We start from the raw sequence: 22392 nt of genomic DNA on the forward strand, positions 1-22392 counted from the left end.
TTTCCACTTCCTTCTTATAATAGATTATCAATTGCTTGTGAACCTTGATCTGGAATTACATGAATTTTCATTTTGACACCGTTTGCAACGATTTTTCTAAAGGTTTCTTTTTCTTCTTCAGTAGCTGAAATATTTTTGTAGAAGCTTTTGCGGTCTTTTCTAGCACCCATACCGCCGATAATAACTTCATTCAGCTCCACACCATTTTCGATAAGTTGTAAATACGTTTGTGGCTCTTTAGCTAAAATAATAATTTTTTCATTATCTGGAACATTCTTTAATAATGCTGATCCGTCAGCAATTCCTAAAATAGATAGCTTGATGCCGTTTGGAACAGCCATCGACATAATTGATTTCGTAAATTCATCGCCTGCTGTGGCATCATCTACGATCACAATATGATTGCCGCCGGTAAACTGCAGCCAGGCCGTCATTACCTGTCCATGAATTAAACGATCATCGATTCTTGCTAATACAATTTCTCCCATTTTTAAACGCTCCTCTGATTGATTTTTTCCATTTCTTCAAAAAACTCTTTGATGCCCTCTTGTCCCGTTTGCATCGCTGCTTGGTACATCGTTTCCAGATCTGAACCAATCAAGCGCTGATTGAAAGCCTCCACCACCATGGGCAGATTCACACCAGAAATCAAGCGATATTGATGTGCTCCTTGCAGCTGACTGTAACACATCGCTGCCTGATTATATGGACTGGCAGAAAAAAGATCCACCAGTACTAGTACCCCATTGCCTTGATCTAATTGAACAATTCCCTTTTGAATTTGTTCGTTGAATTCGCCAATGTCATCGCCATGCTTTAAGCCCATGGTCAAATAATTTTCCTGTTCACCCATGATGAGTGACAGACTGTCCATAATACCGTTGGCCATTTCTCCATGTGTGACTAATAGAATTCCTGCCATCGTTTCCCGCCTTTCTTTTTATGTCTACCAATTAAAATGCATGACTGTCTTATTCCATCCTGGATTTTCAACAAATTTCTCCATCAACTGGCGGAAATCCTCACCATTAGAAACCTCTTTAATTTTTTGTGGTAAAATTTTTCGCAAGGCTTCCCGATAGTCCGCATTTCTCATGCCTTCAACTACCGCCGCAAAATCTACCGTTGATGAACGACTACTGCCATGAATAGTAATTCCTTTTTCTAAAATGTCACGGGTATTAATCGGAACCAATTCCTCGGTTACACCCATAATAATGATATCTGCTAACGAATCAGCAATCATAATCGCCTGATTAATGGCACTCTCACTAAAACGCCCCCCGGTACACTCAATCACCACATCAAATTTCTCTGGCTCGTTCTCAAAATCATAGGTTAAAACATTGGCTGTTCGGGCAAAATCAAAGTTTGCCAGCTTATCTTCCGCAGCACCAAACACCATGAAACGATCTGCTTTAACACAATATAAATATCTCAACATAACCGCTGTGAAGTAACCCACGGGGCCATCTCCAAATAGGGCAACTCGAGTGTCCTCTTTTACCAACTTGTCCTTCACATGACTAATTGCGTGGTGAGAAACAGAAGATAATTCAGAGAGCACAGCAATTTCTGCTGGAATTTCATCAGGTATCCGAACCAGACACTCTGCTGGGTGAACTAAGATACTTTGAGCCATTCCATCATAGCCGCTGCCTAAAAAAGCATTACCTTTAGAATAGTTTGGCGGAACATTCGCTTTTTGTTTCACTTCTGAATGAAGAACTGTACCAGGAATATTCGGCACTACCACAACCCGATCACCTTTTTTGAAATCTGGTGAACCTGATTCCTTTACCACACCAATTCCTTCATGCAATAAAGCCATTGGCAATTTCTTAGCTAATGCCTCTGGTCGCCGCAAGCCGGCAAAATATCTCAAATCCGCATGGCAGATACTAGCGTAGGTCGGCTCAATTGCCACCCAGCCCTTTTTCACTTCTCTTTCCTTCGTAACCTCTTCAATCACTTCAGGCTTGACTAAACTTAAGACTCTCGATTCAAGCAACACAGTCATCGTTCGACCTCCTCATATTCGAGCACGATATAAAACTCATTTCTACTCGTAAATGAGTATATCACGCGATAACGAGCTTGTAAACGCTATTTATTTTATTTTTTCTATCTATATACTCTTTTATGCTCGAATAAGCAATTTTAATAATCAGTAGTGATCGAATAGTTAGGGCGTATTTTCTTTTTTATCAGCCTTTTACTTCTATAAAAAAACATGCCTTTTACTTTTCCTTTATAGAAAAATAAATGCATGTTTTTTTGATTATATGCAGCAAAAAAGCCTTGGCGAACAGCCAAAGCTTTTACATCCGTCGAATTGCTTCCTTACTTTCATCTTCTAACTGCTTAGTCAGAATTTTAGCTGGCAGATTTCGATTAGTTAACGCCTGCAGCAGCATGGGGAGATTCATACCGGTTACTAAATGCTGGTTCTCATTGTTGACAACACATTGGCTTGAATGGCGAAATGGTGTACCACCAAAGATGTCCACCAGCCAAACAATTTCATCGACTTCCTTTAGCATTTGTTTCGCTTTATAATTAAACACCTCTTGGAGATTTTTTGCTTGAGCCTCCACAGCGATGGTATCTACGTACTGTTGTTGTCCCATAATTGCTTGTGCTGTCTCTACCAAACCTTCTGCTAAATGATCATGCGCAACGACAATTATCCCAATCATTTCACCCTCACTCCTTCCCATCTAAGTCTAACGTATTTTAAAACACAAGTAAATTAACAGTTATTAACTTGAAACTTCCTTAACCCCTCGTTATAATGCAAAAGAGGCTTACGCCAATAAAGAAAAGCGAGGAATACTATTGATTACTGTAAGTGATGTTAGTTTACATTTTTCTGACCGTAAACTATTTGATGACGTAAATATTAAATTTACCCCTGGCAACTGTTACGGATTGATCGGTGCGAACGGTGCCGGCAAATCGACCTTCTTAAAGATTTTGTCTGGTGAAATCCAACCGTCCACTGGTTCAATCATTCTAGGCCCTAACGAGCGCTTAGCTGTGTTAAAGCAAAATCACTTTGACTATGAAGATGTTCCAGTCATTGAAACAGTCATTATGGGCCACGAACGTTTGTATCAAGTAATGAAAGAAAAAGATGCTGTCTATATGAAGGAAGATTTTTCAGATGAAGATGGTATCCGAGCAGCTGAACTAGAAGGTGAATTTGCTGAGCTAGGTGGCTGGGAAGCAGAACCTGAAGCTGCAGTATTGCTCCAGGGACTGAATATTCCGGAAGAACTGCATCAGCAAAAAATGAGTGAATTAACTGCCGGCCAAAAAATTAAAGTCCTGTTGGCCCAATCACTCTTCGGCAAACCAGATGTATTGCTGTTAGATGAGCCTACCAACGGCTTGGACATCCAATCAATTAACTGGCTGGAAGAGTTCCTGATTAATTTTGACAATACCGTGATCGTTGTTTCCCATGACCGCCACTTCTTAAACAAAGTGTGTACGCATATGGCCGATCTGGATTTTGGAAAAATTAAACTGTATGTCGGCAATTATGATTTCTGGTTGGAATCCAGTCAATTGGCTTCTAGGCTAAAATCTGACTCAAATGCTAAAAAAGAAGAAAAGATCAAAGAGCTGCAAGACTTTATTGCCCGTTTTAGTGCGAATGCATCAAAATCTAAGCAAGCAACTTCCCGGAAGAAAATGTTGGATAAAATCACTTTGGATGATATTCAGCCTTCTTCTCGCCGTTACCCATTCGTGCAATTCAAACCGGATCGCGAAATCGGAAACGACCTGCTGCAGGTGGAAAACGTTAGTGTAACGATTGATGGCAAGAAAATACTAGATGATATCTCTTTCATCTTAAATCGCGAAGACAAAGTAGCCTTCATTGCCGAAAACGACATTGTTACGACTACTTTATTCCGCGTAATTATGGGTGATCTGAAGCCGGATACCGGTACGGTTCGCTGGGGTGTCACTACCAGTCAGGCTTACCTGCCAAAAGACACCAGCAAAGAATTTGACAGTGAATTACCGATTTTAGATTGGTTGCGTCAATATGCTAGCAAAGAAGAAGATGACAATACCTTCCTGCGCAGTTTCCTAGGCCGTATGCTGTTTTCAGGTGACGAAGTAATGAAACCTGTCAATGTACTTTCCGGTGGCGAGAAGGTTCGTTGTATGCTGTCTAAACTGATGCTGTCTAAAGCCAACGTCTTAGTTTTAGATGATCCTACTAATCATTTAGACTTGGAATCTATTTCAGCTTTAAATGAAGGCTTGGTCGCTTATAAGGGTGCAATGCTGTTTGCCTCTCATGACCATCAATTTATTCAAACAATTGCTAATCGCATCATTGCTATTTCTGAGAACGGCGTAGTTGATCGCAGCGAAACTACTTACGACGAATTCTTGGAAAACAAAGATGTACAAGAAAAATTAAAACACCTGTTTACAGGTAACTAAAAAAGGAAAGCTCGCCTTGAGCTTTCCTTTTTTGTGTTAAATAAATTGTACAATCTGCATCAAGATTGGTACGACAATCACGAAAAGAAGCGTACTTGTCGTAACCAAGTTGGTTGCGTATTTAACGTCACCATGAGCTTCATTAGCCAAGATAGGCAAAACAGCTAGCATTGGAGTAGCCGATTGAACGATTAAGGTTTGTTGCAATAATGGATTTAAGTTTGCACCGAAAACATTTTGACCGACAACCAATAACCCAATCAAAATTGCTGGTGATAAGACAAACCGACCCAGTAAAGCTACCACAGTATCGCGGTCGAAGCGAATACTTTTTAGTCCAGCATCATACAATACAATCCCAATATAGATCAATGACAATGGTGTCACGATACTCCCCACATAAGTCAACGTAGAATTAACAAATGTTGGTACTGGAATCCCCACTAACAAGAAGATGATGGCAACAATAAAACCAAGTAATGGCGGTGGCAACAATTTTTTCCAATTTAACTTGGCTTTGTTTTCTCCTTTTACCTTAGTTGGGTCATCGTTGGAGATTAGGAATACTCCGAAAGCCCAAGTAGATACTGTATTAGTTACATAGTATACCAGGAAGTAAGGCAACGCTTTGTCACCAAACAAGGCAATGTTTAATGGCAGACCAATAAAGATTGTATTGGCATTAACCACAGCATTCATAAAAATCCCGCGTCGACCGGGGCGAATCTTCAATATCTTCACTAATAGATAAGCAATGATATAGGAAATCACGACGCCACCCACTGGATAAATCAAACTACCAGACAATTGAAACAATGTTCCCTTTGTCAAATTTTTCAAAACTGAAACGAAAATCGAAGCTGGTAAAGCAACCTTCGTAATTAAGGATGAAATACTTCCGCTAAACTTTTCGTCAAACCATCCCTGGCCCTTCAAGATATACCCCAAAGCAATCATCAGAATGATACTAATAACGCTTTGAATCGATTGAAAGAAGATCATCTTTGGTTCCCCCTCTTAATGATTATTCAGCGTCTAGTGAGTGGTATTCTGGGTACCATTTCATGTCTTCGACTGCTTGTTTAATGTCTTTGATTTCTTCTTTATTTAATTTTTGATCCAAGATACTTTGACCTACCACTTCAGCAATTGTTTGTGAGAACTCCGTTAACTTAGATACTGGAGGCAAGACTGCAGCGCCTAGTTTTGTCGTATCAACAATTCCACCTAACGCATGACTAGCTTGTGATAGTACTTCACCGGTTAAACGAGATGCAGTAGAAGCGATGATCCCAAGTCCTAAGCCTGGATACATTAACGCATTGTTGGCTTGACCAATTTGGTAAGTTACGCCGTTGTATTCTACATCAGCTGCTGGGATACCAGTACCAACTAAGACTTTACCATCCGTCCAATGAATCAAATCTTCTGCAGTTGCTTCAGCCAATTTAGTTGGGTTAGACAATGGGAAAATAATTGGGCGTTCAGTATGAGCCGCAATTTCTTTCACGATTTCTTCAGTAAAAGCACCTGGTTGTGTTGAGGTTCCAATGATGATCGTTGGATGGATAGCTTTAACTGCTGCTGCTAAATTAGTTAGTTCATCTGCATTGGCAAATTCACTACGTTGATGAGTAAATGGTTTTTGTCCGTTAGTCAATTCTTCCGTATCTTCAAACAAAACACCTTGTTTATCTACCATGTAGAATTGTTTCCGAGCTTCTTCTTCTGATAAGCCCTGACGAGTCATTTCATCTAGTAATTGGTTCGCAATACCCACACCCGCAGTACCAGCACCAAAGGTCATGACGGTTTGCTTAGTTAAATCTTCACCTGAAATATTCAAGGCACCCAGCACACCGGCTAATACCACGATACCTGTTCCTTGGATATCATCGTTGAAGGTAGTAATTTTATCTTCATATTTTTCCAAAATATTCGCAGCATTTGAACGACCGAAGTCTTCCCAGTGCAGCAATACTTTAGGGAATAATTCTTGAGTTGCATTCACAAATTGATCAATGAAATCATAGTAACGGTCGCCTCTTACACGTTCATGGCGGTTGCCTAGGTACAATGGATCATTAATTAATTCTTGGTTATTAGTACCCGCATCAATTGATACCGGCAATACTTGTGATGGGTCAATCCCAGCAGCAGCAGTATAGACCATCAATTTACCAATTGCGATGTCAACCCCGTTAACGCCCCAATCGCCAATACCTAAAATACCTTCTGCATCCGTAGCAACGATCAAACGAATATCCCGTCCAGCTGCTGCATTTTGCAAGCTTGCTTTAATTGCTTCTGGATCATCGATAGATAAGAACGCAGCATCTTGAGGTTCTACAAACAATTCATTGTATTGTTCAATTGAATCTGCCACTGTTGGATCATATACAATTGGCATAAATTCAACCACGTGTTGACTCATTAATTTGTAGAACAAGGTACGGTTTGTATTGAAAATATTCATCAAGAAAATACGTTTTTCAAGATCAGTAGTTTTGCTCAAATATTGGCCATATGCTTGTACAGATTGTTGTTCTAGTGTTTGAACTTGTGAAGGCAGCATACCTTCTAGACTATATTGTTTTCTTTCTTCTTTGGTAAAGGCCGTTCCTTTATTCAAAAATGGGTTGTTTAAAATTTCGATCCCTTTCATAACTGAATTCCTCCTTGTAGTTTGTATCCTGTGTCGTTTCAATTCTTGCTCAAAAACGAATTGACTGATTCGAAGCGGCATCTTTATTGATTACATTAACAAGGTACACCCTCTGACTTGTCATAGTCAAAAATTAGGATTATGATAAATAATATTTATATGACTAAAGGAGTTTACGATGAATCTTAAAGACTTAGAATACTTCCAACGTTTAGTCCATGACAAAAGCTTTACCAAAGTTGCTAAAGCATTCCATGTAAGTCAGCCAACAGTCACCTATGCCGTTAAACGATTAGAAAAGGAACTAGGTACAGAATTAATCCTGCGAGATCAATCCCACCGCTCCATAATCATTACTAAAGCTGGAATGGTTTTATCGAAACATGTCAGCAATATGTTAAAGGAACTCTCTGTAGCGATTCGAGAAATTGATCGGTTGAAAGAGGAAACAGTAGCATTTGGTTTACCGCCGATTATTGGCAATTATTACTTTCCTAAGCTTTCATCCTTTCTCTTCAAAAATGATTTGATGGAACATGTGAATTTAATTGATGGCGGATCGAAGGATTTATATATGTTGCTGAAACGAGGAAAAATTGACATGGCCCTGCTAGGTTCCACCGAACCGATTCGTGATCCCGAGCTTTACAGCGAATTGCTGATTAAAAAGAATTTCACAATTATCGTTAGTCCTGAGCATCCGTTAGCTCAGCGCAAAAGTGTTGCCTTTAGCGAATTGGAACACGAGTCTTTTGTTCTATTGAATGAACACTATGTCCACCCAGTCGCTTTTGAAAAATTCAGTCAGCAAGCACATTTTGAACCAAAAATTATCTACCAAAGCAGTAATTTGAATATTCTGAAAGGGATGATCCGAGAACAAGTGGGAATTGGTTTTTTAGTTGAATTAGCGATTAATACCGATGATCATTTAATTAGCATACCGATTGAAGATCAGCCGCAGCCAGATTTTTTGATTTCTTTAGTTCAACGCGACAATCTACTGCAAAGTAATTATCGCAATCAAATCAGCCGAATCGTTCGCGAATTTTCAAACGTAGAAAAAGCTTCACAAATTCTTGAGTAATCAAGACATTTGTGAAGCCAAAGTTATTAACTATTGTCGAAGCGGCCCTCTAGTGAATGCAACGATACACCCTAGACCAGTATGGCTGGTAATTGTTGGACCCAATGGAAAAATTTCAATTGCTTTAGGCTGAATTTGCTCTTCAATTCGCCGTTTCACTTCCTTAGCACTATCATAATCACCACTGGAATTGATGAAAATAACCTGCTCATTGGGAGTACCTGTATTCTCAACAATTTTGTCAGCAATGTGCTGCAAAGCTTTTTTGCGTCCTCGAATTTTTTCCAGCGTTCGCAGTTTGCCTTGTGTATCCACGTCAATAATTGGTTTGATATTCATCAAGCCGCCAATTGCTGCACTAGTTTTGGAAAGTCTTCCTCCCCGTTGTAAATGATTTAAATCATTTACGGTTACCCAATGCTGATAAGTCAGACGATTTTTTTCAAGCCAAGCTAATAATTCTGCTAGAGACAGGCCTTCCTGCTGCTTCTGAGCAGCTTCATATACCATCAGACCTTCACCACCACTGGCAGCCAAGGAATCAAACACATGAATTTCAGCTTCAGGAAAATCTTCTTTAACAATTTCAACAGCCTGTAGAGCACTTTGATAAGAACCGCTCAATCCTGATGAAAAGCAAACATACAAAACTGGAATATTCTGCTGTGCATACTGTTTAAAAAATTCAGTATACCTTCCTACATTTACCTGAGAGGTTGTAGGCAATGCACCTTCTGCAATTTCCTGATAAAAGGCATTGATATCAAAACTTTTACCTAAGTCATCAGCGATCTCTTGTCCATTAACATCAATATACATTGAAATAAAATCAACATTTAATTCCTTCAATAACTTATAAGGAACATCACAACAGGAATCGGTTAGAATCTGATACATTATTTATCCTCCTAACACCTTTAGTAAGTTTTATTATACTAAATAACTAGTTGTTTGTTCCAATAGAACCCTTAAATTTGCGCCCAAACACTCTCAAGAATATTGGTTTGTGTACGATCTGGTCCCACAGAGAACGTAGAAATACGAACACCAACTAATTCTGAAACACGACGAACATAATTGCGAGCGTTCTCTGGCAATTCAGCCAAATCGCGGCAGCCTGTAATATCTTCGCTCCAGCCTGGCAACTCTTCATAGACGGGTTTGCAGCGATTCAATTCCTTCAAGCTTGCAGGATAATGATAAATTAATTCACCATCCAGTTCGTATGCTGTACAAATCTTTACAGTTTCCAATCCGCTCAAAACATCGATTGAATTCAAAGATAGATTAGTAATTCCTGAAACTCGTTTCGAATGACGCATAACAACTGAATCGAACCAGCCGACACGTCTAGGTCGTCCAGTCGTTGTCCCGTACTCACGGCCGACCTCACGGATTTGTCCCCCAACTTCGTCAAATAATTCAGTCGGGAACGGTCCATCACCTACACGAGAAGTATAAGCTTTGCATACACCCACGACTTTATCAATTTTTGCTGGTCCAACACCGCTTCCTATGGTTACACCACCGGCCACGGGATTAGATGAAGTAACAAATGGATAGGTTCCTTGATCAATATCTAGCATAACCCCTTGTGCCCCTTCAAAAAGGACGCGTTTGCCTTGATCAAGTGCATCATTCAGGATAACCGAAGTATCCGTTACATATTGTTTAATTTGTTGACCATATTCATAGTACTCTTCAAAAATAGAATCAAAATCGATTGGTTCAGAATCAAACATTTTCACAAACTGGCGGTTTTTCTCTTCTAAGTTAATGGTTAAGCGATCCTCAAAAATCTCTTTATCTAAAAGATCAGCGATTCGAATCCCCACACGAGCAGCTTTATCCATGTACGCTGGCCCGATACCTTTAATGGTTGTACCAATCTTATTCTCGCCCTTAGCATCCTCTTGCAATTGATCCAACTTGATATGGTAAGGCAAAATCACATGAGCACGGTCAGAAATACGTAAATTTTCCGTTGTAACTCCTCGTTCATGTAAATAAGCCAATTCCTCAACCAAAGATTTTGGATTGACTACCACACCATTACCGATTACGCTAATTTTTTCTTTGTAGAAAATACCAGAAGGAATCAAGTGTAATTTGTATGTTTCATTATCAAATTTGATGGTATGTCCTGCGTTGTCTCCACCTTGATAGCGAGCAATGACTTCAGCATTTTCACTTAAGAAATCAGTAATCTTTCCTTTTCCTTCATCGCCCCATTGCGTGCCTACCACTACTACAGATGACATCTGAACACCTCGTTTTAATTTTTTTAATCCTGAACCATTGTACCAATAAACGGGGTATTTTTCAATGTAAATTCGAATATTAAAATTTCTATTTTATTATTTATCGCCAAATCACGAACATTTTTCCAGATAAAGGGCTTTACTTGCCAATTTTTCTTAACCTTGTCACAATAATAGTGGAGGAGGATAACCATGAAAACTATTCATAAATATACCTTGATTCGAGCAGTAAAAATTGCAGTGTCTGTTGCCTTATGTATTATTATCTTTCATTTTAGCGATCGTGGTGCTCCTATTGTGGCCTCATTATCCGCAGTGGCTCCTTTAATGTCTAGCGATTTGCATGCTACAATTAAAACAGGAAGAAACACCATCGCTGGTAATATAATTGGAGGGGGAATGGCTCTTCTCTATTTTTTTATTACCGAAATTGATCATGCAAATTTCGATATCGAAATTTTTTTACTGCCATTTTTCATTGTTTTGGTGGTACTGATTTGCGAGTTGCTGCATGAGCACAGTGGAATAGTTGCGGCCATATCAGCCACTATACTCATTTCACTCAGCGTTTCTTATGGTGAATCCTTTGGTTTTGCTCTCAGTCGAATCATTGATACCTTTATTGGCACTACGATAGCAGTTGGGATTAACACTCTTTTTAAACCAACCAAATCAGAGATTAAAGCTATGATTCGTGAAGATCAAAAAGTCCTTTCACAAAAGCAGTCCGAATTGGATAATTTATCTAACGAATTAGAAGAACATAAAAAATAAAGCACCTGTTTTTCGACAGGTGCTTTAAAATTCATCTCTTGGTGAAAGCGACGAAAATTTATTGTATTCTTTGATAAACAGCAGTTCCACAGTACCACGAGCTCCACTCCGGTTTTTTTCAATAATAACCTCAATCACATTACGATTGGCGCTCATATCCTCTTCCTCGTCACCTTCACGTTCATAGTAGTCATCACGATACAGGAAAGCCACAATATCCGCATCCTGTTCAATCGAACCAGATTCCCGGATATCACTTAGTACTGGTCGCTTATCTTGACGTTGCTCAACACCACGGGAAAGCTGTGATAAAGCAATGATTGGTACTTTCAATTCTTTGGCCAGCTTTTTCAATTGTCGGGAAATTTCCGAAACTTCTTGTTGCCGATTTTCTCGTCCAGTTCCTTCAATCAGCTGCAGGTAGTCGATTAGAATTAATCCTAAGTTCCCCTTCTCTTTTGCCAACTTGTGACATTTCGCGCGTATTTCCGATATCTTAATACCTGGTGTATCATCAATAAAAATATTTGCTCGAGACAAGCTGCCCATCGCTACAATCAAATTTTGCCATTCTTCTTCTGATAATTGGCCCGTTCGCAAATGACTGGCTTCGATTGACCCTTCTGCACAAAGCATCCGATTAACCAGTGACTCAGCTCCCATTTCCAAACTGAAAATAGCAACAGAACGATCCGTTTTCGTACCAATATTTTGGGCGATATTTAGAGCAAAGGCAGTCTTACCCACCGCAGGGCGAGCCGCTAAGATAATTAGTTCTTCTGCCTGTAATCCAGCAGTCATTTTATCTAATGCCGCATAACCTGTGGGAATTCCAGTAATCTCTTCATCGTTCCGGGCCAGCTGATCAATGTTTTCGATTGCGGTATTTAACACTTCAGCAATCGACAAAAAACCACTCTTATTTCGTCGCTCAGAAACTTCCATAATACTGCGCTCAGCGGTATCTAAGATATTTTGAACATCATCTCCCTGTTCAAAACCTTCAGTAACAATGTTGGTAGCGGCCTGAATTAAATTGCGCAACAAAGATTTTTCTTCAACAATCTTCGCATAATAGCCAACGTTAGCCGCCGTTGGTACGCTTAAAGCCAATTCAGACAAATAGCTTAAACCACCTGCATCTTCTAATAGATGCTCTTGTTCCAAAAGCTCTTTGACCGTCACTACGTCAATTGCTTCATTGCGGTCGTTCAATTTTATCATCGTTTGGAAGATAACCTGATGACCACGGCGATAGAAATCCTCTGGTTGTATAAATTCCATCGCAGTAATTAATGCATCTGTATCTAAAAATATCGAGCCTAATGTTGCTTGTTCTGCCTCAACACTTTGTGGCGGGATCCGATCTTGTAACATTTCACTCATGTTTTTCGCTCCTAAAATTCTTCGTCCACCTATTTTACAAAATAAAACTGAGAAATACAATAAAGGCTGAGACAAATACGTCTCAGCCTCATCTATTCCTCACTAACGTGAACTTTGATTATTCCATTTACCTCAGTATGAAGCTTTACAGGAACCTTAGTATATCCTAATGTTCGGATCGGATTGTCTAATTCAATTTTTCGTTTATCCAATTTCAAGTCATATTGTTTTTTCAAGCCTTCAGCAATTTGTTTTGATGGGATGGAACCAAATAGGCGACTATCTTCACCAGCTTTGGCCTTCAACTCCACCACTGTATCCTCTTTAGCTAAAAATTCTTTCAACTTTTCTGCCTCAGCTAATACTTCAGCATCTTTCTTTGCTTGGGCTTTCTTTTGAGCTGACAATGCCGAGATACTGCTTTTATTCGCTTCTTTAGCCAAATTATTTTTAAGCAGATAGTTTTGAGCATAACCTGTGGGAACTTCTTTTACTTCCCCTTTTTTTCCTTTTCCTTTTACATCTTCTAAGAAAATTACTTTCATTATTCTTCTCCTCCCTACAATTGTTCATTAATTGTTGCTAAAAGCTGCTGTCTCGCTTTAGCCACTGTTGTATCCGTTAACTGAACAGCTGCATTAGTGAAATGACCGCCACCACCCATTGCTTCCATAATCCTTTGGACGTTTATAGTCCCAGTACTACGAGCACTGATAGCAATTACACCATCATTTCGTTTGATAATAACAAAAGCAGCCGTTATATCTACCATCGATAATAAAGTATCCGCCGTTTTGGCAGCAGTCACACTATCATATTTTTTGGTCTCACTTCCAGCAGTTATTACAATGTCTTCCCGCACATATTCACTTTCGCCAACCAGCTGACTAATTTCAAGATAAGACTTAATATCTGTACTTAAAATATATTGTACTAAAGAAGCATCGGCTCCACAAGTCTTCAAATAGCTGGCAACATCGAAAGTACGTGACGTTGTTCGAATAGAAAAATTCTTCGTATCCACGGTTATTCCTGCTAATAATAGAGTTGCTTCCATCTTTGTCATTTTTCGATTTTCTTTACTTTCAAATTGAACCAATTCCGCAACTAACTCTGATGCTGAAGAAGCCGAAGACTCAATGTAAGTTAGTAATGGCTTACTGGGAAACTCTTCCCCACGTCGATGATGATCAATAATTACAACATTATCAAATTGCTCATACAGATCTTGTGAGATGGATAAAGAGGGACGATGATAGTCCACCATTACTAGTAAATCACCCGCTTTGCGCTGTTTAATCGCCTCAGCAGGTGAAATTAGCAAATCCTCTAATTCACCATCTTTGTGAATCTCTTCTAAACAACGATCTACATCAGGAATGGTCTCCTGTTCATCAATAACCACTCGAACCTTCTTATTATGGAAACGAGCTAAACAAGAAACACCAAAAGATGCTCCGATAGCATCCATGTCTGGAAAACGATGGCCCATCACATATACATTGCCCGTTTCATTGAAAACATTTCTTAATGCTGTCGACATGGCTCGAGAGCGTACTCGAGTGCGTTTAGCAGCACTTGTTGAATTTCCACCGTAGAATACTGGTTTCGCATTTTCCTCAGCATCTTTCAAGACAACTTGGTCTCCACCACGTACTAATGCAATATCCAAATTATTCTGTGCCGTATCACCAATAACTTCCAATGATTGATTACCATAACTAATTCCCATGCTTATAGTGATCAAAACACCTTCTTTTTCAGCAGCTACACGAATTTTTTCCAACAAGTCAAAGTTATTATCAATCATCGTTTCCAAGTCCTCATAGCGGGCTAAAAAGAAAAAACGTTCCGCATTGATACGTTTGTAAAATATTTGATACGAATCCATCCAGTCTGAAATGACTGTTGTGATAAATGAATCCAAGTAAGAGATTTCCTTGTCATCCTTTCGATCAATTACATCATCATAATTATCTACTGACAAAAGTCCTACGGCTGCTTGCAGATTTTGTTCTTTCGTTTCAAGTTCGACTTCTTTCGTAATGTCGATTAGATAGACCAACTGCTTCTCTTTATTCAGTTGAAAATGATACAAGGTATCCTTAATCTTATAAACATTCTTCCCTCTTTCATCTCGCTGAATTAACTCATTAATCATGTCTTGTTGATCCGCAAAGGAGAGATTCTTAACCTTATCCGTAATGTAAGGATTCATCCAAACAAACTGATAATCCGTCCCCCAGGACACAACCCCCACGGGCATATCCTCTGATACGTAATCCAGAGCTTTTTCTGCTACTCTGGAAGCTTGCATAATTTTCTGATGATTGCTAATTTGTAACCGACGATGCTGCAATACTATTTGAACCAGCAATAGCAAATCGATAAAAACAACAATAGCAGCAGATACATAATTAAGAGGCAAGAAAAAGATTGCCATTAGTTGAATCAACAATAATAAAAAAAAGAAGAAAAGAGACAACGTAAACTTCGTGTTCTTTCTCATCTATGTTCCTCCTGACAGACTTAATTTTATCACAATCACTGCCAGCAAGCGAATTCCTGAATGTTTCACGTGAAACAAAAAAAGACTCCCAAAGGAAGTCTTTAAATTATGATTCTTCTGAAACAAATGGTAATAATCCCATGATACGTGCGCGTTTAACTGCTACAGTGATTTTGCGTTGGTTTTTAGCGCTTGTACCTGTTACACGACGAGGTAAAATTTTACCACGTTCACTGATGAAGCGTTTCAGTAATTCGATATCTTTATAATCAATATATTCAATATGGTTTGCTGCAATGTAATCTACTTTGCGACGTTTACGACCTCTTCTTTGTTGTGCCATTCCGTTTCCCTCCTATCAATTGTTAGAATGGTAAATCATCATCTGAAATGTCGATCGAAGATCCACTAAATGGATCCGAATCACGATCGAAGTCAGGCATCGTGTTTTTAGCTGACGGAGAAGATTGTTCAAAGTTGTTGTCAAAGCTATTATTGGATCCTTGCGCTCCACCGCCCTCAAAGTTAGGACTTTGTTGACGCTGTTCACTTGCATTACGTGATTCAAGCAGTTGGAAATTATCCGCAACTACTTCAGTAACGTATACTCTTTGCCCTTGCTGGTTTTCATAGTTACGTGTCTGGATACGTCCAGTAACACCTAATAGAGTTCCTTTGCGAGCATAGTTTGCTAGTGTTTCTGCTGATTTACGCCAAATAACACAATTGATAAAATCTGCTTCGCGATTTCCACTTTGATTGGTAAAATTACGATTCACCGCCAAAGTAAAAGTAGCAACTGCAGTACCACTTGCAGTATAACGTAAATCTGGATCTTTTGTTAAGCGACCAACTAATACAACATTGTTAATCAAGTAAAGCCAGCTCCTTTCTCGTCAATTGTTTCACGTGAAACAATTACTCCTCAATCTTTACGATCATGTGACGAACGATATCGTCGTTGATTTTTGCTAGACGATCAAATTCGTTGATTGCACCGGCTGATGCTGGAGCAGTTGCATTGACGATATGGTAGACACCTTCACGGAATCCGTTCATTTCATATGCGAAACGGCGTTTTTCCCAATCTTTTGAATCGATAATTTCTGCACCATTATCTTTCAAAATTGTATCGAAACGTTCTACTAAAGCAGATTTTGCTTCTTCATCAATGTTGGGACGAATGATGTATGTGATTTCATACTTCGTATTTTCCATTGATTTTTCACCTCCCTATGGACTATAAGGCTCTTAGTTTGCTAAGAGCAAGGAGAGCGATCTAAAAAATATAGACTACTCACAAATAATCATTATACATAATCGTCCAGCAAAAATCAATTGTTTCTTTTAATCTCTTTGTTACTTACCATAAAGTACGTAAAAAGACTGAGAAAATTCTCAGTCTTTCGAAATTTATTCATTTGTTTCTTCGGTATTTGTTTCTACAACATCAACTGTTTCGTCCTCAGCTTCTTCAGCTTCATTTTCAACAACTGCCATAGTAACAACCTTAGTATTATCTTCCATCTTCATTAAGCGGACACCTAAAGTTGCCCGGCCTGTTTGAGAGACACTTGCCACGTTAAATCGAATAATGACACCTTTGTCAGTAATCAACAGGATATCTTCATCACCATTAACCGTAGCAAGACCAGCAAGCTGACCATTTTTATTAGTGATATTAGCCGTCTTAATACCCTTACCGCCTCGGCCTTTCACAGGATAGTCCGCTGCTTTAGTTCGTTTACCGTAGCCTTTTTCAGTAATTACTAGAACTTCTTGATCTTCTTTCAACACAGCGGATCCAATGACATAGTCGTCTTCTCGCAAACGTACACCTCGTACTCCGCTAGCTGTACGGCCCATGTCACGAACAGCTTTTTCAGCAAAAGTAACTGAATAGCCATTGTGAGTTCCCAAAATAATTGTTTCCTCGCCTTCTGTGAATAGAACATTAACTAACTCGTCATTTTCCTTCAGACCAATAGCAATTAAACCATTACTGCGAATATTAGAGAAAGCTGTAACAGTTGTTCGCTTAACAATTCCATTCTTCGTAACGAAGAATAAAAATTGTCCATCCGATGCTTCTCCAGTAACCGCAATGACTGCTTGGATTGTTTCACTAGAATCAATGCCCAGCAGATTAATAATCGGAATTCCCTTAGCTGTTCGACCGTATTCTGGAATTTCGTAACCTTTAGCACGATAAACTCTTCCTGTGTTAGTAAAGAATAGCAATGTATCGTGCGTCGAACATGAAATCAGATTTTTAACGAAATCATCATCGTGAATTCCCATTCCTTGAACGCCCCGACCACCACGACGTTGTGCTCTAAATTCGCTAGAGACCACTCGCTTAATATAGCCGTTATTCGTTAAAGTGATAACAATATCCTCTTCTTCAATTAGATCTTCATCTTCTAGGCTTAACACCTCACCTACCAGTAGTTCTGTTCTACGAGGATCACCGAATTTAGAAGATACTTCTTCTAATTCAGTTCGAATGATTTCTATCACTCGCTCAGGACGTGCTAGGATGTCATCTAAGTCCTCTATAAATTTTAGAAGCTCTTGGTATTCATTTTCAATTTTCTCTCGCTCTAAGCCTGTCAGACGACGTAGACGCATGTCTAAGATTGCTTGTGCTTGTCGATCGGATAATTCAAAACGCTCGATTAACGTGCTCTTGGCTATCTCATCGGATTCTGATCCTCGGATGATCGCAATGATTTCATCAATGTGATCTAAAGCTATCCGTAAACCTTCCAAAATGTGCGCACGAGCTTCTGCTTTACGTTTCTCGAATTTAGTTCGTCTGGTAATGACAATTTTTTGATGCGCCACATAGTTTTCTAAAATTTGTTTCAAATTCAGAATACGTGGGACACCATTTTCTATTGCCAGCATGTTGAAACTAAAAGACGTTTGCAATGAAGTCAATTTGTATAAGTTATTCAAAATAACTGACGCACTAACATCACGACGGACCTCGATAACTACCCGCATGCCTTCCCGAGAAGTTTCGTCTCGTAAATCAGTAATTCCTTCAATTCGCTTATCACGGTGAAGTTCGGAAATACGCTCAATTAATTTAGCTTTGTTAACCATGTATGGCAACTCAGTCACAATGATGCGTTCTTTTCCATTTTTTTGCTCTTCAATTTCGATCTTAGCTCGAACCGTAATCGAACCTTTTCCAGTTTCATATGCTCGACGGATACCCGATTTACCCATAACTAAACCACCGGTTGGGAAGTCAGGTCCAGGAATAGCTTCCATCAATTCTTGAGTAGTTACATCAGGATTATCCATCAATAAGCCAATTGCCTCGATTACTTCTCTTAAATTGTGTGGAGGAATATTAGTCGCCATACCAACTGCGATACCAGTAGCACCGTTAACAAGTAAATTAGGGAAACGAGCAGGCAAAACATCTGGTTCTTGTTCACTATCATCATAGTTTCCGTGATAATCTACTGTATCCTTATTAATATCCCGTAGCATTTCCATAGCAATTTTGCTAAGTCTTGCTTCTGTATACCGCATTGCCGCGGCACCGTCACCATCGACCGAACCAAAGTTCCCGTGACCATCTACCAGCATATTACGATAGCTGAAAGGTTGTGCCATCCGAACCATTGATTCATAAATCGCACTATCACCATGAGGATGATATTTACCCATCACATCCCCTACAATACGAGCGGATTTTTTATGAGGTTTATCTGGAGTTACCCCCAGTTCATTCATTCCATATAAAATTCTTCGGTGAACAGGTTTTAAGCCATCACGAACGTCCGGCAAAGCCCGAGCCACAATAACACTCATGGCGTAGTCGATGAAGGATTCTCGCATTTCACTGGTCAGATTGACATCATGGATATTTTCTCTTCTATCTTCCAAATCGATCCTCCTCACTAAATATCTAAGTTCTTAACGTAATGAGCGTTTTCTTCAATAAATGCTCGACGTGGTTCTACACGATCACCCATAAGCATTTCAAATACTTGGTCTGCTTCAATTGCATCATCTACACTAACCCGCAACATTAAACGATTATCTGGATCCATTGTTGTTTCCCACAATTGATGATCATCCATTTCACCTAACCCTTTGTAACGTTGAATATTCGCTTTTGGCGAAGCAGGAAGTTCAGATAATTTTAGCTGCAGCTCTTCCTCAGCATTTTTTCCTGGTTGAATATACGTAATGTTCTTACCTTGCTTAATTCCGTATAACGGTGGTTGAGCAATATACACATAACCTGCTTCAACAATTGGACGCATGTAACGATAGAACAGAGTTAACAATAACGTACGAATGTGAGCACCATCGACATCGGCATCAGTCATAATAACTAACTTGTGATAGCGGGCTTTCGATACATCAAAATCAGCACCAAATCCTGTCCCCATTGCTGTAAATAACGAACGGATCTCTTCATTGGCTAGGATCTTATCCATCGAAGCTTTTTCGACATTTAGGATTTTCCCACGGATTGGTAAAATTGCTTGGAACTCTCGGCTTCGCCCTTGTTTTGCAGATCCTCCAGCAGAATCCCCCTCAACGATGAATAATTCACAGCGTTCTGGATCATTACTAGAACAATCGGCTAATTTACCTGGAAGATTGCTGATCTCTAGCGCACCTTTTCGACGTGTTACCTCTCGAGCGCGTTTAGCAGCCAATCTTGCTTTAGCAGCCAGCATTCCCTTTTCAACAATTTGACGGCCTACGGATGGATTCTCCATTAAGAACTTTGATAGACTTTCTGAGAATAAACGATCTGTTACCGTACGTACCTCTGAGTTTCCTAATTTTGTCTTGGTTTGTCCTTCAAACTGCGGTTCTGGGTGCTTGATTGAAATAACTGCCGTTAATCCTTCACGAACATCTTCACCAGAAAGATTTTCATCGTTATCTTTCATAATTTTTTGTTTCCGAGCATAGTCATTAATTACACGGGTCAAAGCTGTTTTGAACCCAAATTCATGCGTTCCGCCTTCGTACGTGTGAATATTGTTCGCAAAACTCAAGATATTCGTGTGGTAGCCATCGGTATACTGCATAGCAACTTCTACAGTAATATCTTGCTGTTCTCCTTCAACAAAAACTGGTTCTTCAAATAAAACAGCTTTGTTGGCATTCAAGTGCTCAACGTAGCTCTTGATTCCGCCTTCGTAAAAATATTCTCTTAAAATTGGCTTTTCTGGACGCAAATCTTCAATTGAAATTTTTAATCCACGATTTAGAAACGCCAACTCGCGTACTCTTGTTGCCAATTTTTCAAAATTAAATTCCGTATCTTCTGTAAAGATTTCTGTATCTGGTACAAAGTGAACAGTCGTTCCATGCTTTTCTGTGTCGCCGATAATTTTTAAATCATCCACTACAGCACCACGACGATATTCTTGGTAATAAATTTTACCATTCTTGAAAACTCGTACATCCAAACTGCTGGACAAGGCATTAACCACCGAAGCCCCTACACCATGCAGACCACCAGAAACCTTGTACCCGCCGCCGCCAAATTTTCCTCCGGCATGCAAAACTGTATACACGGTTTCGAGAGCTGGACGTCCTGTTTTAGCTTGAATATCTACCGGGATTCCTCGTCCATCATCACTAACAGTGATACTATTGTCCTTTTCAACCATTACACAAATGCTAGTAGCAAATCCAGCTAATGCTTCGTCGATTGAATTATCAACAATTTCCCAAACTAAGTGATGCAATCCTTCTGTACTTGTGGAACCAATGTACATCCCAGGACGTTTACGAACGGCTTCTAAACCTTCGAGTACTTGAATTTGACTAGCATCATATTCCTGAGCTCGTTCTCGTAAACTCTTTTCTTCTTCTGTCATTTAGGTTTCTTTCCTTTCTATCTGTCCTTGCTGGACATAAAAGATATCCGGATGTACCGTCATCTTTCCTTTTACGTGTTCTAAGGTGGTGGTTGTCAAAAAAGTTTGAACCTTGTCTTCAATCGTTTCTAATAAGTGTATTTGACGATTATCATCCAATTCGCTCATCACATCATCCAAAAGCAACAAAGGATATTCTCCCGTTTCTTCTTTCATTAAGTCTATCTCTGCTAATTTAACACTTAAAGCAGTTGTCCGCTGTTGTCCTTGTGAACCATAAGTCTGAACATTCTGTCCGTTAACTAAAAAGCGCAAGTCATCTCGATGAGGACCAATTAAGGTTGTCCCTCTAAAAATTTCTCGCTTGCGGTTTCTCTGCAATTCACCGTAAAATATCTTTTGGATGTCGTCTGATTGCCCACTTTCAAGTAAGAAGCTGCTTACATACTCAATCTCTAAATGTTCTCTTTGATTAGTTATTCGCGTATGCAATTCATTCGACCAACGTTCCAATCGTTTAATAAATTGCAAACGATTAGTTAACACCTTGCTTCCAAATTCAACCAACTGTTCAGTCAGTACATCAAGATATATTTCATCCTTCTGTTTCTTTTCGGCTAATTGTTTAAGATAGAGATTTCGCTGTTTCAACGTCTTTTGATATTGTGCTAAGTCATAAAGATAGAGCGGACTAATCTGACCTAATTCCATATCGATAAAACGGCGTCTTTGTTGGGGACTTCCCTTCACTAGTGAAAGGTCTTCAGGTGCAAATAAGATGACATTCAGTTGGCCTATGTAGCTGCTTAATCGTTTCTGTTCAATGTGATTGACTTTTGATTTCCTACCTTTTTTTGTTAGCAACAGCTCTAATTCTGTCTCACTAGTTCCCTTAGATATACGACCTTTTATCTGTGCAAACTCTTCGTGCCAGCCAATCAACTCGTTTTCGGTGTTGGTACGGTGACTCCTTGTTAAGGCTAGTACATAGATACTCTCTAACAAATTGGTCTTTCCCTGTGCATTTTCGCCTAAAAAAACATTTAGACTATTAGGAAATTCCAAAAATAACTCTTGATAATTCCGATAATTTTTTAGCTGAAGCTTATTCAATTTCATCTTCAGTATTCCCATTTTTAGCCATAAAAAAAGTACCCATCTCAGGTATCTCGACCATCATGCCTGGATAGAGTTTCCGTCCACGGCGATTCTCCGGTTCACCATCTACGAATACAGTTTGCTCCGCTAAATACCATTTAGCTTGCCCACCACTAGAGATTAAGTTTATCTCTTTAAGTAACTGGCCGAGCGTCATATACTCAGTTTTTAAAACTATTTGTTGTTTCACATTTCATCCCTCATTTTCATTTCAG

Annotated in this window: 21 protein-coding genes; 3 read left to right on the forward strand and 18 right to left on the reverse strand. The window is 39.3% G+C overall.

Translation table 11 applies throughout. From position 1 onward, the window contains the following. Positions 1-14 precede the first annotated feature (14 nt). The 4 genes from IGI46_RS04015 to IGI46_RS04030 form a co-directional block, all read right to left on the reverse strand. Positions 15-488, reverse strand: a complete 474-nt coding sequence (locus IGI46_RS04015; RefSeq protein ID WP_429962197.1) for a PTS sugar transporter subunit IIB — start codon at positions 486-488, stop codon at positions 15-17. A gap of 2 nt (positions 489-490) precedes the next feature. Continuing rightward, a complete protein-coding gene (locus IGI46_RS04020; protein ID WP_429962198.1) occupies positions 491-922 on the reverse strand; it encodes a PTS sugar transporter subunit IIA in 432 nt (143 codons plus the stop codon). 24 nt (positions 923-946) lie between these two features. After that, positions 947-2020: an alcohol dehydrogenase catalytic domain-containing protein gene (locus IGI46_RS04025; RefSeq protein WP_429972956.1), complete on the reverse strand. Its 1074-nt coding sequence runs from the start codon at positions 2018-2020 to the stop codon at positions 947-949. Positions 2021-2321: 301 nt separating this feature from the next. Next, positions 2322-2699: a PTS sugar transporter subunit IIA gene (locus tag IGI46_RS04030; RefSeq protein WP_207702380.1), complete on the reverse strand. Its 378-nt coding sequence runs from the start codon at positions 2697-2699 to the stop codon at positions 2322-2324. Between the two features lie 139 nt (positions 2700-2838). On the opposite strand from IGI46_RS04030, the gene IGI46_RS04035 reads away from it, so the two are divergent. Continuing rightward, positions 2839-4467, forward strand: coding sequence for an ABC-F family ATP-binding cassette domain-containing protein (locus IGI46_RS04035; RefSeq protein ID WP_429962200.1), 1629 nt, complete (start codon positions 2839-2841; stop codon positions 4465-4467). A 36-nt stretch (positions 4468-4503) separates the two neighbouring features. Here IGI46_RS04035 and IGI46_RS04040 read toward each other — a convergent pair whose 3' ends face one another. Together IGI46_RS04040 and IGI46_RS04045 are read right to left on the reverse strand one after the other, a co-directional pair. Beyond that, positions 4504-5469 carry an AEC family transporter gene (locus tag IGI46_RS04040; protein ID WP_429962201.1) on the reverse strand — a complete coding sequence of 322 codons (966 nt, stop codon included), beginning with the start codon at positions 5467-5469 and terminating at the stop codon, positions 4504-4506. A 22-nt stretch (positions 5470-5491) separates the two neighbouring features. Beyond that, entirely contained in the window at positions 5492-7213 is a 1722-nt protein-coding gene (locus IGI46_RS04045; protein ID WP_429972957.1) for a malolactic enzyme, read from the reverse strand. Between the two features lie 97 nt (positions 7214-7310). Between IGI46_RS04045 and IGI46_RS04050 the strand changes: the two genes are divergently transcribed. Continuing rightward, positions 7311-8219: a LysR family transcriptional regulator gene (locus tag IGI46_RS04050; RefSeq protein ID WP_429972958.1), complete on the forward strand. Its 909-nt coding sequence runs from the start codon at positions 7311-7313 to the stop codon at positions 8217-8219. 30 nt (positions 8220-8249) lie between these two features. Here IGI46_RS04050 and IGI46_RS04055 read toward each other — a convergent pair whose 3' ends face one another. Together IGI46_RS04055 and IGI46_RS04060 are read right to left on the reverse strand one after the other, a co-directional pair. Beyond that, positions 8250-9116, reverse strand: a complete 867-nt coding sequence (locus IGI46_RS04055) for a DegV family protein (RefSeq protein ID WP_429972959.1) — start codon at positions 9114-9116, stop codon at positions 8250-8252. Positions 9117-9187: 71 nt separating this feature from the next. Next, the gene (locus IGI46_RS04060; protein WP_429962204.1) at positions 9188-10480 is read right to left on the reverse strand and encodes an adenylosuccinate synthase; all 1293 of its coding nucleotides are present in this window, start codon (positions 10478-10480) and stop codon (positions 9188-9190) included. Between the two features lie 192 nt (positions 10481-10672). Here IGI46_RS04060 and IGI46_RS04065 point away from each other — a divergent pair, with 192 nt between their 5' ends. Then, positions 10673-11254, forward strand: coding sequence for an FUSC family protein (locus tag IGI46_RS04065; protein ID WP_207702387.1), 582 nt, complete (start codon positions 10673-10675; stop codon positions 11252-11254). Between the two features lie 24 nt (positions 11255-11278). Here IGI46_RS04065 and dnaB read toward each other — a convergent pair whose 3' ends face one another. From dnaB to yaaA, 10 genes are all read right to left on the reverse strand, one after another. Further along, positions 11279-12640 (reverse strand): replicative DNA helicase, encoded by a 1362-nt coding sequence (gene dnaB, locus IGI46_RS04070; protein WP_429962206.1) that lies wholly within the window; start codon positions 12638-12640, stop codon positions 11279-11281. Positions 12641-12732: 92 nt separating this feature from the next. Next, positions 12733-13185 (reverse strand): 50S ribosomal protein L9, encoded by a 453-nt coding sequence (rplI, locus tag IGI46_RS04075; protein ID WP_207702389.1) that lies wholly within the window; start codon positions 13183-13185, stop codon positions 12733-12735. Between the two features lie 14 nt (positions 13186-13199). Then, a complete protein-coding gene (locus IGI46_RS04080; protein WP_429972960.1) occupies positions 13200-15149 on the reverse strand; it encodes a DHH family phosphoesterase in 1950 nt (649 codons plus the stop codon). Between the two features lie 106 nt (positions 15150-15255). Continuing rightward, positions 15256-15492 (reverse strand): 30S ribosomal protein S18, encoded by a 237-nt coding sequence (gene rpsR / locus IGI46_RS04085; protein ID WP_429962208.1) that lies wholly within the window; start codon positions 15490-15492, stop codon positions 15256-15258. Positions 15493-15514: 22 nt separating this feature from the next. Continuing rightward, positions 15515-16024 (reverse strand): single-stranded DNA-binding protein, encoded by a 510-nt coding sequence (gene ssb / locus IGI46_RS04090; RefSeq protein WP_207702392.1) that lies wholly within the window; start codon positions 16022-16024, stop codon positions 15515-15517. 43 nt (positions 16025-16067) lie between these two features. Next, on the reverse strand, positions 16068-16367 hold the full coding sequence (gene rpsF, locus IGI46_RS04095) for a 30S ribosomal protein S6 (RefSeq protein WP_429962209.1): 300 nt from the start codon (positions 16365-16367) through the stop codon (positions 16068-16070). Positions 16368-16562: 195 nt separating this feature from the next. Beyond that, a complete protein-coding gene (gyrA, locus tag IGI46_RS04100; RefSeq protein WP_429962210.1) occupies positions 16563-19055 on the reverse strand; it encodes a DNA gyrase subunit A in 2493 nt (830 codons plus the stop codon). A gap of 14 nt (positions 19056-19069) precedes the next feature. Further along, entirely contained in the window at positions 19070-21019 is a 1950-nt protein-coding gene (gyrB, locus tag IGI46_RS04105; protein ID WP_429962211.1) for a DNA topoisomerase (ATP-hydrolyzing) subunit B, read from the reverse strand. After that, complete coding sequence (gene recF / locus IGI46_RS04110; RefSeq protein ID WP_429962212.1) at positions 21020-22138, reverse strand: DNA replication/repair protein RecF; 1119 nt, start codon at positions 22136-22138, stop codon at positions 21020-21022. Beyond that, entirely contained in the window at positions 22125-22367 is a 243-nt protein-coding gene (gene yaaA / locus IGI46_RS04115) for a S4 domain-containing protein YaaA (protein WP_207702396.1), read from the reverse strand. Before yaaA ends, recF begins: the two co-directional genes overlap by 14 nt. Positions 22368-22392: the final 25 nt, after the last annotated feature.

The organism is Enterococcus sp. AZ163, from assembly GCF_050498925.1.
GTDB classification, from domain to species: Bacteria; Bacillota; Bacilli; order Lactobacillales; family Enterococcaceae; genus Enterococcus_A; species Enterococcus_A ferrettii.